Source organism: Serratia rhizosphaerae (assembly GCF_009817885.1).
GTDB classification, from domain to species: Bacteria; Pseudomonadota; Gammaproteobacteria; order Enterobacterales; family Enterobacteriaceae; genus Serratia_B; species Serratia_B rhizosphaerae.
On sequence record NZ_CP041764.1, the window covers coordinates 2,573,575 to 2,588,273 of the forward strand.

The following is a 14,699-nucleotide window of genomic DNA, read 5'->3' on the forward strand; positions in this document are numbered from 1 at the left end:
GGTTACTTCTTCACCGCCAGCCACTTATCAATAATTTTCTGGTACTCGCCGCTGGCTTTGGTCAGGTGCAGCCACTGGTCGACGTACAGCTTCCAGCTTAAGTCGTCACGCGGCAGCATGTAGGCCTTCTCGCCGTACTGCATGGGTTTTTTCGGGTTGACGGCGCACAGCTTCGGGTAGCGCTTTTGCTGATACAGCGCCTCGGAGGCGTCGGTGATCATCACGTCGGCCTTGCGATCGACCAGCTGCTGGAAGATCCCCATATTGTCGTGCGACAGCGTCAGCTTCGCTTTCGGCAGGTGCGCGCGGGCGAAGGCCTCATTGGTGCCGCCGGCCGGTTCGATCACCCGTACCGACGGTTTGTTGATCTGGGCGATGGTGCGGTATTTCTTCACGTCGCTGCAGCGCACCAGTGGGATCTTGCCGTCGGTATCCAGTTTTTCCGCGAAGAAGGCCTGTTTTTGCCGCTCCAGCGTGACGGAGATACCGCCCATCGCGATATCGCACTTGCCGGCGTTAAAGTCCTGCATCAGGGTTTTCCAGCTGGTTTTGACCCACTTCACCTCGGCACCGAGGCTTTTGGCCAGCGACTGGGCCATCTCGATATCGATGCCTTCATAGCCGCCTTTTTCCGGCAGAAAGGTGTAGGGCTTGTAATCGCCGGTGGTGCACACTTCCAGCTGCTTTTGCTGCGTCACCTTATCCAGGTGCGACTGGGCGCTGGCGCCGCCGGCGGCGAGCAGTAAGGCGAGAGGCGCTAATTTTTTCATCATTTTCCCTTTCTTATACATTCGTGGCTTTATGCGTCGGTTAGCCGTGGGTTGTGGTTGGTTTGCGTGAATTATCCGTTTTTTATGTCGCCGATAAACGGCGTCAGTCTGATTTGCTGCTACGCAACGCGCATTCTCTGACGCGGAACGATAACAACACGAAAAAAACTGATAGTCTGAACGTCAATATTTCTTAACACAGTTTACAGGTGGCTATGTACAACATTGACGATTTTGATATGAAAATCCTGACGCTGCTACAAGCCAACGGCCGACTGACCAACCAGGAACTGAGCGAGCTGGTGGGGCTGTCCGCGTCGCAGTGTTCCCGGCGGCGCATCAGCCTGGAGCAGGCGCAGCTGATCCGCGGCTACCATGCGCGGCTGGCCCCCGAGGCGGTGGGGTTGGGCATGGTCGGGCTGATTGAGGTGAGCCTGACCAGCCACGGACCGGAACAGGTGGACAGTTTTCATTACATGCTGGAGCATACGGAAGCGGTGCTCGACGCCTATAAGACCACCGGCGACGCCGACTACCTGCTGAAAGTGGCCGTCGCCGATCTGGCCGCGTTGAGCGAGTTTATCAGCCAGACGCTGCTGACCCACCACAGCGTGGCGCACGTCAAGACGGCGGTGGTGCTGAACCGCATTAAAGAAAACGGCCTGCTGCCGGTGGCGCGTTAAGCCCCCTGTTGCTGAGCATTTTTTACCGCGGCGGCCTGGCAAGATAACCACACTTTTTATGGCGGATATTTCCCCGCGGATAGCGTCTATATTAGGTGCATTGGCGTGTGCGTATGCTGTCGGCGCGCCGGTCTCTGTACCTTAAAAATAACTAAAGCAAGGAGAACAACACCGTGTTCCAGAACGTTGATGCCTATGCCGGCGACCCGATACTGTCGCTGATGGAGAAGTTCAAACAGGATCCGCGCGAGCATAAGGTAAACCTGAGCATCGGCCTGTATTACAACGAGCAGGCGATTATCCCGCAGCTGCAGGCGGTCGCCGCCGCCGAGGCGCAGCTGAGCAGCGCCGATCACGGCGCCTCGCTGTATCTGCCGATGGAAGGCCTGCAGCCTTACCGCAGCGCTATCCAGCAGCTGCTGTTCGGCGCCGAGCATCCGATGCTGCAGCAGGAGCGCATTGCAACGGTGCAGACCGTCGGCGGCTCCGGCGCGCTGAAGGTGGGGGCCGATTTCCTGCATTACTATTTCCCGAATTCGCAGGTGTGGGTCAGCGACCCGACCTGGGAAAACCACGTGGCGATCTTCAGCGGCGCCGGCTTCAAGGTGAATACCTACCCGTACTTTGACAGCGAAAGCCTGGGCGTACGTTTCGACGCTATGCTGAGTACGCTGAAAACGCTGCCGGCGCAGGGCATCGTGCTGCTGCACCCGTGCTGCCATAACCCGACCGGCTCCGATCTGACGCCGGCGCAGTGGGACGAGGTGGTGAAGGTGCTGGCCGAGCGCGAGCTGATCCCATTCCTCGACATCGCCTATCAGGGCTTCGGCGCCGGCATGGAGCAGGACGCCTACGCCATTCGCGCCATTGCCGCCGCAGGGCTGCCGTGCCTGGTGAGCAACTCGTTCTCGAAAATCTTCTCGCTGTACGGCGAGCGCGTGGGCGGGCTGTCCGTGGTGTGTGAGAGCGGCGAAGCCGCCGGCCGCGTGCTGGGCCAGCTGAAGGCGACCGTACGCCGCAACTACTCCAGCCCGCCGAACTTCGGCGCGCAGGTGGTGGCCAAGGTGCTGAACGACGCGCAGCTGAAGCAGCAGTGGCTGGATGAAGTAGAAAGCATGCGCGCCCGCATTCTGGAGATGCGCCAGACGCTGGTGAATGCGCTGAAGAGCGCGCTGCCGCAGCGTAATTTCGATTACCTGCTGCAACAGCGCGGCATGTTCAGCTACACCGGCCTAAGCGCGCAGCAGGTCGACCGCCTGCGCGAAGAGTTCGGCGTGTACCTGATCCACAGCGGCCGCATGTGCGTCGCCGGTCTGAACCACCGCAACGTGCATCAGGTGGCGGAAGCAATCGCCGCCGTGCAGTAAGTCATAAAATAGAACGGGGGCGATATCGCTATCGCCCCCGTCCCGTCAGCCGCGCCGCTATTTGTCGGCGCTGTCTTGCGCCATCTGCGGCGGCAGCTGCAGCAGGCTGCGTTTCTCCGCCACCTCATCCTTCGTTATGGCCGGCGCCGCATTGCCCCAGCTATTGCGGATGTAGGTCGTCACCGCCGCCACCTGTTCGTCCGACAGCTTCCAGGCAAAGCTCGGCATCGCGCCGCTGGTGGGATTGCCCAGGGTCACCGCGCCACGGCCGCCCTGCAGAACGGTGGTCACCAGCGATGCGGCGTCCGGCGCCATAATCGCCGGGTTGCCGGCCAGGCTGGTGGCCAGGTTCGGGATGCCTTTGCCGTCGCTGTTATGGCAGGCGGTGCAGTTGGCGGCATAGACGTTGGCGCCCATCTTCATCTGTGCGCTGTCCGCGGCCAGCTGCGCCGGTTTTTGCCGATCCGATCCCGGCTGGGATTTAAGATACACGGCGATGGCGCGCAGGTCCTGCTCCGTCAGATGCTGGGTAGAGTTGCTGACCGCCTCCGCCATCGGGCCGGAGGCGACGGCGACGTGGTTGCTGCCCAGCCTGAGGTAGTCCACCACCTGATCTTCCGTCCACTCGCCGATGCCGGTGTAGCGGTTGCCGGTGATTTCCGGCGCGTACCACTCGCCCAGATTGCCGCCCTGCAGATAGGCGGAGGTATCCCCGCCGATGAGGTTCTTCGGCGTGTGGCAGGCCGCGCAGTGCTCCAGTCCCTGCACCAGATAGGCGCCACGGTTCCACTGTGCCGACTGGCCGGCATCCGGCGTAAAGCCGCTGTTGTCGAAGAACAACAGGTTCCAGCCCATCATCGCCAGACGAATGTTGTACGGGAACGGCAGCCGGGTTTCCGGCACCTGGTTTTTCACCGGCTTGACCGAACGCATATACAGCCACAGGTCGTGCATATCGGCGTCGCTGACTTTGATATAGGCGTTGTACGGCATCGCCGGGTAGAGGTTTTCCCCCTGTTTGCCCTTGCCGTGGCGCACCGCGCGGAAAAAGTCGCGTTCGCTCCAACTGCCGATACCGTCTTCAACGTCCGGGGTGATGTTGCTGGCGTAAATACCGCCGAACGGCGTGTCGATCCGATAGCCGCCGGAGAACGGCTGTTTGCTGCCCGGCGCGGTATGGCAGGCCACGCAGTCGCCGGCAATCGCCACGTATTTGCCGCGTATCACCGCCTGCGCGTCCGCCGCGGACGGCGGCTGGCTGGTCAGCGTCCGGTCGCCCGCCACGTTATCGGCGCTGGCATCGCCGTTTTTCCACAGCAGCCCAACCACCACAGCGGCGGCGACCACGGCGATCCCGCCCGCAATTTTGATTTTTTTCATCTCACACCTTTACCAGCGGGCCGGGGTTTTTGACGTACTGTTCGATAATCGCTTTCGCCGTCCACAGGCTCAGCGCGCCGATGGTGCCCGTCGGGTTGTAACCGGCGTTGTTAGGGAAGGAGGAAGCGCCCAGCACGAACAGGTTATGCATGTCCCAGCACTGCTGATAGCGGTTCAGCACGCTGGTTTTCGGATCGTTGCCCATTACCGCGCCGCCGATGGTGTGATCGCTGGCGAGGTTGTACGGCGAGTAACGGCCGGAGGCGGAGTTGGTGCCGATGACGATCTTGGCGCCCATCGCCTTGCCCAGCTCCACGCTTTTCTCTTCGATAAAGCGGGCTGTGCGGCGGTCGTTTTCGTTGTAGTCAAAGGTGACGCGCAGCAGCGGGTTGCCGTTATCGTCCGTGTATTCCGGATCCAGATCGAGGTAGTAATCTTCGTGCGAGTAGCTGGTGCCCTGGCCGAAGATAAAGGAGCCGTTCTGGAAGGCGTGGGTATAGGCTTTTTTCCATGCCTTGCCCCAGCGTGGCGTGCCGGGCGGCAGCGCGTCGGCATTGCCGATCGGGCGTGCGCCGCGGGCGACCACCAACAGGCCGGCGCCGCCGATAAAGCCCAGTCCGCTGTGGTCGAAATTATCGCCGTTATAGTCATCCACCTGCTGCGACAGCGCGCCGGCGCCGATAAACGGGTTAAGGTTTTCGTCTTCGAAGAACAAATTGGCGCCGGCCACCGTCTGGAAGCTGTAGGCGCGGCCGACCACGCCGGTTTTACTAACGGGATCGTAAGGCTGGCCGATTTTCGACAGCAGCAGCAGGCGCACGTTCTGCATCTGGAACGCCGACAGCACCACGATATCGGCCGGCTGTTCCCACTCTTTTTTATTGCGGTCCAGATAGGTGACGCCGGTGGCGGTTTTGCCGTCAGCGGCCTTGTTGACCCGCACCACCGCCGAGTCGGTGAGCACGGTAAAGTTCTCGCGCTGCATCAGGGCCGGCACCACGCAGGCGTTAGGGCTGGATTTGGAGAAGTTGCCGCAGCCGTAGTACAGGCAGTAGCCGCAGTAGGTGCAGGGGCCCATGCGCACCCCCAGCGGGTTGACGTAGGCGCGGGAGGTCTGGCCCGCCGGCACCATAAACGGGTTCAGCCCCAGCGACGTGGCCGCGTCGCGGAACAGGTCGGTCAGGCGCAGCCCCTCCAGCGGCGGCAGCGGGTATTCGCTGCTGCGGTTGCCTTCAAACGGGTTGCCGCCCGGGATAATTTCGCCGTTCAGCTTGCCGGCCTTGCCGGAGACGCCGGCGATCTTCTCGAAGCGGTCGTAGAACGGCTCCAGCTCGTCATAGGTAACGCCCCAGTCCTGCAGAATCAGGCCGTCGGCGATCTGCTGTTTGCCGTAGCGCTCGACGGTCTGGGTGTACGGCTGCAGGTCGAACGGCGTAAAGCGCCAGGCCATGCCCGCCCAGTGGGTGCCTGAACCGCCCACGTTATACCCCAGCTCGTTCAGGTTCCAGTCGCGGGTCGGCAGCGCTTTTTCGCTGCGGTGGTTGCGGAAGGTGGTGGTTTCCACCGCCGGCGGCAGCAGCATGCTGCGGCGGGTATCCCAGCGCAGTTCATCGGTATCGATGGAGGGTGGAAAATCGGTGGCGGTTTCAAACCAGGGGCCGCGTTCGATGGCGACGACGTTTAATCCGGCGCGGGTCAGCTCTTCGGCGATCAAAGAACCGCACCATCCCAGGCCGACGATAACCACATCGGCTTTTGGACGTACATTTTTCATAGTTGGACTCACAATTGCTCGGCGCGACAGCGGCGCGGGATCAAAGCGTGTTATCGATTAAACTGGTGGGGATGATGTTCAGCTTTTGCCCTTTCTTACCGAGCAGATCGCGGAAGTCATAGCGCGCGCCCGGGAAACCAATCATTTTCCAGCTGGTCATGTCTTTATTGCCGCCGTAAATCGGATCGGCCAGGAAGCCTTCGCGTACGTTTTGCAGCAGCAGCTCAAACAGCGCCTTGGTTTCCACCTGCGGGCCGAGGTCGTAGCGGTCGGCCTCCATGGCATGCAGGATGCGCTCCTGCTGCTGTTGGTCGAGCGCGATAAAGTCCTTACCGAACTGCGCCCGGGTGGCGCTATCCAGCGCCGCCAGGCCCTGGCGGTAACGCTGCGCCGGCGTCAGCGGCGACTGCGGCCCCTGCTGCGGGGTGCCTTTGACAAAACGTCCCAGCCGGTAGAGAGCGACGGCATTGCCGTAGTCGCCCGCCAGCTGACGGTCGATAAAGGTGGCGCAGCCGGCCTCTTTGCCGCCGAGGCTCAGTTCATCGGCCGGAATAAAGCGCTCGGCGATGATGGCGACGGTATCGAATTCATGCTGCGTGAAGTACTGCAGGCCGCCTTGGCGCGGCGGCGCTGGCGGCGTGTTGATGTCGCCGGGGTTCCAGGGCTGCCCGCCGTTGATGACGTCGGCCTGTGCCGTAGGCAACGACGAAGCCACCCCCAGCGCGACCACTGAGGTGAGAAATTCTCTGCGTTTCATAAATTCCCTGCCGATTAATTGCTCAAAAAACTATTTTTTTATTTTTTACGTTTCACGTCCGCGCCATGAAAGGGGGACGCGCCCAGCGCTGTTTTTTACATGCGAATAAAGAAATTAATAAAGTGTTAACAACGCGGCGAGAATAATTTCTTCCGTGTCGGCAGGGAAGGTTTTCGTTGATGGTTTTCCATCATCGGCCCGGTTTCTTTCCCGCTTTTGGCTTCCTATAGTGAGTTCACGTTGTCCTGACAGCACGCCGTCCCGCTCATCAAACACACGAGGAGAGCCTTATGTTTCCCACCGCCTTACCTCAGCCGACGCGGCTGGCGCCTGAAAGCATTCCCGTTTTGCGCTGGGGGATTATCGGCCCCGGCTGGATTGCCGACCATTTCGCTGCGGCGCTGCGCGGCCAGACCCGGCAGCAGCTGGTGGCCGTGGCGGGACGCAGCGCCGAGAAAACGGCGGCGTTCGCCGCGCGCTGGGATATTCCCCAGACCTGTCAGAGCCTTGGCGAGATGCTGGCGCTGAACCAGCTGGATGTGGTTTACGTCGCCACGCCGCACAACCACCACTTTCCCGACGCCATGCGGGTGCTGCAGGCCGGTAAACACGCGCTGATTGAAAAGCCGCTGGCGCTTAACGCCCGTGAGGGGCGGGCGCTGCGGGATGAAGCGCGGGCGCGTGGCCTTTTCTGTCTGGAGGGGATGTGGTGCGACTTTACGCCGAAATATGATGTGCTGCGCCAGCTGCTGGCCAACGGCGATCTGGGGGAGCTGCACACCCTGATTGCCGACCACGGCGAGTTCTTCACCCCGGAACACCGTATTTTTAATGCCGACCTGGCCGGTGGTCCGATGCTGGATCTGGGCAGTTACCTGATATCATTCAGCATCGGCATTGCCGGCGATGTGCCGGAGGCGATCGTCGCGTACGGGCAGCCCGCGCCGGGCGGCGTGAACGGCCAGGCGTCTATGCTGTTTAACCACGGCAATGGCATGCAGGCGGTGCTGAATACCACGCTGTTCAGCCATACCTCCGGCGCGGCGACGATCGCCGGGCGCGACGCCACGCTGTATCTGGACGGGCAGTTTTACGCACCCGGCGACTTCACGCTGCAGTCCAGCCAGGGCAACCGACGGCTGCATTGGCAGGACCGGGGCGGACGCTATGTACAACTGAGTTATGAAATTGAGCACGCGGCATGGTGCATCGGACAGGGGCTGACGGAGTCGCCGGTGCGCCCGCTGGATACCTCGTTGATGACGCTGCGCACGATGGATGAAGTGCGCCGCCAGCTGGGTATCGTCTTTAACGAAGAGCGCGCGGCGGCACGGCCGGCTTAGCCCGCCGCGCGGGGAGCAGAGATGAAGAAGTTAACCATCGGCAGGCTGGCGCAGCTGGCCGGCGTCGGCGTGGCGACGGTGGATCGGGTGCTGAATGAACGCGGCGGCGTAGCGCCGGAGACGGCGCGCAAGGTATTGCTGGCCGCGCGCGAGCACGGTTTTAACCGGGTATTGCCCGAGGCGTACCAGCACCCCTGGCGCATCGAGGTGATTCTGAGCGGCAACGGCTCATTTTTTTTCAAAAAGCTCGATAACAGTTTCAGCGAACTGGCCGGCGCGCTCGGCTACCGCCGAGTGACGCTGCACCGGACGTTTATCTCTGAATCCCACCCGGTCAGGCTGGCCGAGCATATCATGGCGTGCAGCCGTCAACGGGACGGCATTATCGTGTTTGCGCACGATCACCCTGCGGTCTATGCGGCGCTGGCCGACTGCCGGGCGCGGGATATTCCGGTGATCACCATCGTGACCGATCTGCCGCATGCCGAGCGCCTGTGCCATGTCGGCGTCAATCAGCTGCAGGCGGGCCGCACCGCCGGTTTGCTGATGGGGCGCACCCTGAAGGCGCCGGGCGAGGTGGTGATGGTCAGCGGCCGCAGCGACTACAGCGCGCACCGCCAGCGCATTGAGGGCTTCCGGGCGGTGCTGCGCCAGCGCTTCCCGCAGATTGACCTGAAAGAGGTGCTGGTGGGGCGTGACGAACGCCATACCATCCGGCGTCTGCTGGCGGAAACGCTGAACAAAAACGGCCATATCGTCGGGCTGTATAACACCGGTTCCGGCAACACTGAAATCAGCGCCGAGCTGGCGAAGCACCGACTGCTGGGAGAGTGCGTCTATATCACCCATGAGCTGTACAGCCTGACGCGCCGGCTGTTGGATAACGACAGCCTGTCTTATGTGATCGACCAGGATGCCCGCCAGCATGCGCAGCTGGCGATCGACCTGATGCTGGGTCAGCTGGGAGGCGGCGACGCCGTCGACATGTACCAGAGCGGCAAGGTAGATTTTAAAATCTTCACCGCAGAAAATTGCGAGTAGGGCGTACGTCCCCGGCGTGAAAAGCGTGGTATCTCCCTCAATTCCTTCTATGCTCAAAATGTAGCCAGTATTCTTGACGGCGGCTGCGCCGCTTCGCCACGGACGCGCGGCGCAGCACGCCGGACGACGGACATTTATCGAAGGACTAACTCCATGAATTCTTCAGCATTATTGCAATATTGCATGGCGAAACCGGGCGCGCAGCAGAGCGACCAGAATCAGTGGCAGGCCAGCCAGGTGAAGGTCGGCGAGGTGATGTTCGCCATGGTGTGGGAGATTGAGGGCCGCCCGGCGCTGGCGGTGAAATCCAGCCCGGAGCAGGCGGAAAATCTGCGTGAGCTGCATCCGGAAATTGTCCCCTGCGAGCATCTGAACAAGGCGCACTGGAATGCGGTCTATCTGGACGGCGGCCTGCCGGACTCGCAGTTTTATACCCTGATTGACGGTTCGTACCAGCTGGTGCTGTCGGGGCTGCCAGAGCAGGTGCGCCAGGGGCTGCAGGCCTGACTACGGCCATTTTCCCGTGTACGCCTCTTCAACGGGCTTCAGGCGAGGGTGTGATCGTTAACACATATTGGGAACGTTCCCTTTCTCATCGTCGACGCAAGCGTCTAGGCTGATGGCCGTAGAGCGAATCGCAAAAGGGAGCGTCTGATGGCCACAAGTGAAGAAAAACGCAAGATGATCGCCGGTGAACTGTATGACGCCGGTGATGAGCTGCTGCGCAGTGAACGCCTGCGGGCGCGCCAGCTGCTGCATCAGTACAACCACTGCGCACCACAGGAGGGCGAGCAGCGCAGGCAGTGGCTGACGCAGCTGCTGGGGCAGTATCAGGGCGGCACCATCGAACCCAGCTTCCGCTGCGATTATGGCTACAATATCTATCTGGGAAAAAAATTTTACGCCAACTTCGACTGCGTGATGCTGGACGTCTGCGAGGTGCGCATCGGCGATAACTGCATGCTGGCGCCGGGCGTGCACATCTATACCGCGACGCACCCGCTGGATGCGGCGACCCGCGTCGGCGGCGACGAGTACGGCAAGCCGGTGACCATCGGTGATAACGTGTGGATCGGCGGACGGGCGGTGATCAACCCCGGTGTGACCATCGGCGATAATGCGGTGATTGCTTCAGGCGCGGTGGTGACCAAAAACGTGCCGGCCAACTGTGTGGTGGGCGGTAATCCGGCGCGTGTCCTGAAGCGGCTGTAAAAGTCGGGCGCCGCAGCGGGCGCCCGTGGTGCGCTTAGGCGCGCAGCGAGTCGATGTCCACCACAAAGCGGTATTTCACATCGCTTTTCAGCATGCGTTCATAGGCTTGGTTGATCTGCTGCATCGGAATCAGCTCGATATCCGAGGTGATGCCGTGCTGACCGCAGAAATCCAGCATCTCCTGGGTTTCCGCAATGCCGCCGATCAGCGAGCCGGCGATGCGGCGGCGCTTCAGAATCAGGTTAAACACCTGCGGTGACGGATGATCGTGTTCCGGCGCGCCGACCAGCGTCAGCGTGCCGTCGCGGCGCAGCAGGTCGAGGAACGGGTTCAGGTCGTGCTGGGCCGCCACCGTATTGAGGATAAAGTCGAAGCTGTTGGTATGCTGCGCCATCTCCTCCGGGTTGCGGGAAATCACCACTTCATGAGCGCCCAGGCGTTTGGCGTCTTCGATTTTCGACGGCGAGGTGGTGAACAGCACCACATGCGCGCCCATGGCCCGCGCCAATTTCACCCCCATATGCCCCAGCCCGCCGAGACCGACGATGCCGACCTTTTTACCCGGGCCGACGCCCCACTGGCGCAGCGGCGAATAGGTGGTGATACCGGCGCACAGCAGCGGCGCGACGCCGGCCGGATCGAGGTTGTCCGGCACCCGCAGCACAAAGTCCTGATCCACCACCATATCGGTGGAGTAGCCGCCGTAGGTGACGGCGCCGGTCTGGCGATCCTGGCCGTTATAGGTGCCGGTAAAACCGTTTTCGCAATACTGCTCCAGCCCTTCCTCGCAGCTTGGACAGCTGCGGCAGGAGTCGACCATGCAGCCGACGCCGACCAGATCGCCGACCTGATAGGTGGTCACGCCGCTGCCGACGGCGCTGACGCGGCCGACGACCTCATGGCCCGGCACCACCGGATAGAGGGTGTTATTCCATTCGTTGCGCGCCTGGTGCAGATCGGAATGGCAGACGCCGCAAAACAGCACCTTGATTTGGACATCGTGTTCGCGCAGCGTGCGCGGTGAGTAATCGAAAGGCACGAGCGCAGACTGCGCGTCATGCGCGGCATAGGCATGCGTAATATTCATGGTTACTCCAGTTATCAATCAGTGCAAAGGGTGTTTTTTCCGGCAGCAGAATGCCGGTGAGGTGCGGCCTGAGTGATGAGGCGGCCGCTGAGGGAAGGTTGATAATAAGTGCTGCGCCGGGGGAGGGAAATGCCTGATAATGTTGGAATCTTGCCTGTTTCTGTTCAATGTTCGCACGGCGGACGGTCAGCGTGACCACCCGCCGTGCGCATCAGGCGTCAGCGTTTCAGCAGCGGCTTGAGGAAGCGCGCGGTGTGTGACTCCTGACATTCCGCCACGGTTTCCGGCGTGCCGGACACCAGGATCTCGCCGCCGCCGCTGCCGCCTTCCGGCCCCAGATCGACAATCCAGTCGGCGGTTTTGATCACGTCGAGATTGTGCTCAATCACCACGATGGTATTGCCTTGATCGCGCAGCTGGTGCAGCACTGCCAGCAGCTGCTGGATGTCGGCAAAGTGCAGGCCGGTGGTCGGCTCATCCAGGATATACAGCGTCTGGCCGGTGCCGCGCTTGGATAGCTCGCGCGCCAGTTTGACGCGCTGCGCTTCACCGCCGGACAGCGTGGTCGCCGACTGGCCGAGACGGATATAGGACAGGCCGACATCCATCAGGGTTTGCAGTTTGCGCGCCAGCGCCGGCACCGCGTCGAAGAACCCGCGGGCTTCTTCGATGGTCATCTCCAGCACTTCGTGAATGCTTTTGCCCTTGTATTTGATCTCCAGCGTTTCACGGTTGTAGCGTTTGCCTTTGCACTGGTCGCAGGGCACATAAATGTCCGGCAGGAAGTGCATTTCCACCTTGATTACGCCGTCGCCCTGGCAGGCTTCGCAGCGGCCGCCTTTCACGTTAAAGCTGAAGCGGCCCGGAGTATAGCCGCGGCTGCGTGATTCCGGTACGCCGGCGAACAGCTCGCGCACCGGGGTGAAAATGCCGGTGTAGGTGGCCGGGTTGGAACGCGGCGTACGGCCGATCGGGCTTTGATCGATGTCGATCACCTTGTCGAAGTGTTCAAGGCCGGCAACCTCGCGGAACGGCGCCGGTTCGGCGAGGGTGGCGCCGTTCAGCTGGCGCTGGGCGATCGGGAACAGCGTATCGTTGATCAGCGTCGATTTGCCGGAGCCGGACACCCCGGTGATGCAGGTGAACAGCCCCACCGGCAGCGTCAGCGTCACGTCCTTCAGGTTGTTGCCGCGCGCGCCGCTCAGTTTCAGCACTTTGTTCGGGTCTGCCGCCACGCGCTCCTGCGGAATGGCGATTTCGCGCTTGCCGCTGAGGAACTGGCCGGTCAGCGAGTCCGGCTTGGCCATGATGTCTTCCACGCTGCCTTCGGCGACGATCTGGCCGCCGTGTACGCCGGCGCCGGGGCCGATATCGATCACGTGGTCGGCGGCGCGGATGGCGTCTTCGTCATGCTCCACCACGATCACCGTGTTGCCCAGGTTGCGCAGGTGGATCAGCGTTTCCAGCAGGCGTTCGTTGTCGCGCTGGTGCAGGCCGATGGACGGCTCGTCCAGTACGTACATCACGCCCACCAGGCCGGCGCCGATCTGGCTCGCCAGGCGGATGCGCTGGGCCTCGCCGCCGGACAGCGTTTCCGCCGAGCGCGACAGCGACAGGTAGTTAAGGCCGACGTTAACCAGAAACTTCAGGCGGTCGCCGATCTCTTTCAGCACTTTCTCGGCGATTTTGGCGCGTTGGCCACTCAGCTTGATGTTCTGGAAGAAGGTCATCGCGTGGCCGATGCTGAGATCCGAAATCTCCGGCAGCGTGGTGTCTTCGACAAACACGTTGCGCGCTTCTTCGCGCAGGCGGGTGCCGTGGCAGGAGGTGCACGGACGGTTGCTGATAAATTTGGCCAGATCTTCGCGCACCGCGCTGGATTCGGTCTCTTTATAGCGGCGCTCCATATTGTGCAGCACGCCTTCAAACGGATGGCGGCGCACGGTGGTGTCGCCGCGATCGTTGATGTATTTAAACTCGATCGACTCTTTGCCGGAACCGTTCAGCACTGCCTTTTGCACGCTGGCGCTCAGGCTGTTGAACGGCGCTTCGACGTCGAACTGATAATGCTCCGCCAGCGAGCGCAGCATCTGGAAATAGTAGAAATTACGGCGATCCCAGCCGCGGATGGCGCCGCCGGCCAGCGACAGCTCCGGGTTCTGCACCACGCGATCCGGGTCGAAGAACTGCTGCACGCCCAGGCCGTCGCAGGTCGGGCAGGCGCCGGCCGGGTTGTTGAACGAGAACAGGCGCGGCTCCAGCTCGCGCATGCTGTAACCGCAGATCGGACAGGCGAAGTTGGCGGAGAACAGCAGCTCTTCCGCTTTGTCATCGTCCATATCGGCCACCACCGCGGTGCCGCCGGACAGCTCCAGCGCGGTTTCAAACGACTCCGCCAGCCGCTGCGCCAGGTCTTCGCGTACTTTAAAGCGGTCGACTACCACCTCGATGGTGTGCTTCTTCTGCAGCTCCAGCTTCGGCGGATCGGACAGATCGCACACTTCGCCGTCGATGCGCGCGCGGATATAGCCCTGCGTCGCCAGGTTCTCCAGCGTTTTGGTGTGTTCGCCTTTGCGATCTTTGACGATCGGCGCCAGCAGCATCAGGCGTTTGCCTTCCGGCTGGGTGAGCACGTTGTCGACCATCTGGCTGACGGTCTGCGCCGCCAGCGGCACGTGGTGGTCCGGGCAGCGCGGCTCGCCGACGCGGGCGAACAGCAGGCGCAGATAGTCATGAATTTCGGTGATGGTGCCGACGGTGGAACGCGGGTTGTGCGAGGTCGATTTCTGTTCGATGGAGATCGCCGGCGACAGCCCTTCAATATGGTCGACGTCCGGTTTTTCCATCAGCGACAGGAACTGGCGGGCGTAGGCGGAGAGCGATTCGACGTAGCGGCGCTGCCCCTCGGCATACAGCGTATCAAAGGCCAGCGAGGACTTGCCGGAGCCGGACAGCCCGGTGACCACAATCAGTTTGTCGCGCGGGATGATCAGGTTGATGTTTTTGAGATTATGGGTTCGAGCACCACGAACTTCGATATTGTCCATTTACACTTCCCGTCTTGGTGATACGCCGTGCGGCTTTACGGTTGGTTTTGTGACCAGGTGCGCAAAAAAACGCCACATCCAGTACGAAACGCATAATTATGACACAAAAAAGCCTGAATGAATATCCAGTGTTCGTATGAAACGTTGTCGATCGCGATGACAATTGTGGAATACAATGCGCAGTTATCAAGGCGGGTGTGGTTTCAGCTTTCGCGTGGTAAACTGACTCGTTTATACT

General features: G+C 61.5%; 12 protein-coding genes. 6 read left to right on the plus strand and 6 right to left on the minus strand.

Annotated features, from left to right (window positions below; genetic code table 11):
• Positions 1 to 2: 2 nt before the first annotated feature.
• Positions 3 to 770, minus strand: a complete 768-nt coding sequence (locus FO014_RS11995) for a transporter substrate-binding domain-containing protein (protein ID WP_105233535.1) — start codon at positions 768 to 770, stop codon at positions 3 to 5.
• Between the two features lie 215 nt (positions 771 to 985).
• On the opposite strand from FO014_RS11995, the gene FO014_RS12000 reads away from it, so the two are divergent.
• Together FO014_RS12000 and FO014_RS12005 are read left to right on the plus strand one after the other, a co-directional pair.
• On the plus strand, positions 986 to 1,453 hold the full coding sequence (locus FO014_RS12000; protein ID WP_160029683.1) for an Lrp/AsnC family transcriptional regulator: 468 nt from the start codon (positions 986 to 988) through the stop codon (positions 1,451 to 1,453).
• Positions 1,454 to 1,626: 173 nt separating this feature from the next.
• Entirely contained in the window at positions 1,627 to 2,820 is a 1,194-nt protein-coding gene (locus FO014_RS12005) for an amino acid aminotransferase (protein WP_160029684.1), read from the plus strand.
• Positions 2,821 to 2,877: 57 nt separating this feature from the next.
• Here FO014_RS12005 and FO014_RS12010 read toward each other — a convergent pair whose 3' ends face one another.
• Genes FO014_RS12010 through FO014_RS12020 form a run of 3 tightly spaced genes read right to left on the minus strand, consistent with a single transcriptional unit; the run spans position 2,878 to position 6,731 of the window.
• The gene (locus FO014_RS12010) at positions 2,878 to 4,200 is read right to left on the minus strand and encodes a c-type cytochrome (RefSeq protein ID WP_160029685.1); all 1,323 of its coding nucleotides are present in this window, start codon (positions 4,198 to 4,200) and stop codon (positions 2,878 to 2,880) included.
• A gap of 1 nt (position 4,201) precedes the next feature.
• The gene (locus tag FO014_RS12015; protein WP_105232823.1) at positions 4,202 to 5,974 is read right to left on the minus strand and encodes a GMC family oxidoreductase; all 1,773 of its coding nucleotides are present in this window, start codon (positions 5,972 to 5,974) and stop codon (positions 4,202 to 4,204) included.
• 40 nt (positions 5,975 to 6,014) lie between these two features.
• Complete coding sequence (locus FO014_RS12020) at positions 6,015 to 6,731, minus strand: gluconate 2-dehydrogenase subunit 3 family protein (protein ID WP_160029686.1); 717 nt, start codon at positions 6,729 to 6,731, stop codon at positions 6,015 to 6,017.
• 290 nt (positions 6,732 to 7,021) lie between these two features.
• Here FO014_RS12020 and FO014_RS12030 point away from each other — a divergent pair, with 290 nt between their 5' ends.
• The 4 genes from FO014_RS12030 (at position 7,022) to maa (ending at position 10,327) form a co-directional block, all read left to right on the plus strand.
• Entirely contained in the window at positions 7,022 to 8,074 is a 1,053-nt protein-coding gene (locus FO014_RS12030) for a Gfo/Idh/MocA family protein (protein WP_160029688.1), read from the plus strand.
• A 21-nt stretch (positions 8,075 to 8,095) separates the two neighbouring features.
• The gene (locus FO014_RS12035) at positions 8,096 to 9,115 is read left to right on the plus strand and encodes a LacI family DNA-binding transcriptional regulator (protein WP_105232820.1); all 1,020 of its coding nucleotides are present in this window, start codon (positions 8,096 to 8,098) and stop codon (positions 9,113 to 9,115) included.
• A 153-nt stretch (positions 9,116 to 9,268) separates the two neighbouring features.
• Positions 9,269 to 9,622 (plus strand): MmcQ/YjbR family DNA-binding protein, encoded by a 354-nt coding sequence (locus FO014_RS12040; protein ID WP_015962070.1) that lies wholly within the window; start codon positions 9,269 to 9,271, stop codon positions 9,620 to 9,622.
• A 147-nt stretch (positions 9,623 to 9,769) separates the two neighbouring features.
• On the plus strand, positions 9,770 to 10,327 hold the full coding sequence (gene maa / locus FO014_RS12045) for a maltose O-acetyltransferase (RefSeq protein WP_160029689.1): 558 nt from the start codon (positions 9,770 to 9,772) through the stop codon (positions 10,325 to 10,327).
• A 34-nt stretch (positions 10,328 to 10,361) separates the two neighbouring features.
• Here the strand turns inward: maa and FO014_RS12050 are convergent, their stop codons facing one another.
• Together FO014_RS12050 and uvrA are read right to left on the minus strand one after the other, a co-directional pair.
• The gene (locus FO014_RS12050; protein WP_105232818.1) at positions 10,362 to 11,414 is read right to left on the minus strand and encodes an NAD(P)-dependent alcohol dehydrogenase; all 1,053 of its coding nucleotides are present in this window, start codon (positions 11,412 to 11,414) and stop codon (positions 10,362 to 10,364) included.
• A gap of 218 nt (positions 11,415 to 11,632) precedes the next feature.
• Entirely contained in the window at positions 11,633 to 14,461 is a 2,829-nt protein-coding gene (gene uvrA, locus FO014_RS12055) for an excinuclease ABC subunit UvrA (protein WP_160029690.1), read from the minus strand.
• Positions 14,462 to 14,699: the final 238 nt, after the last annotated feature.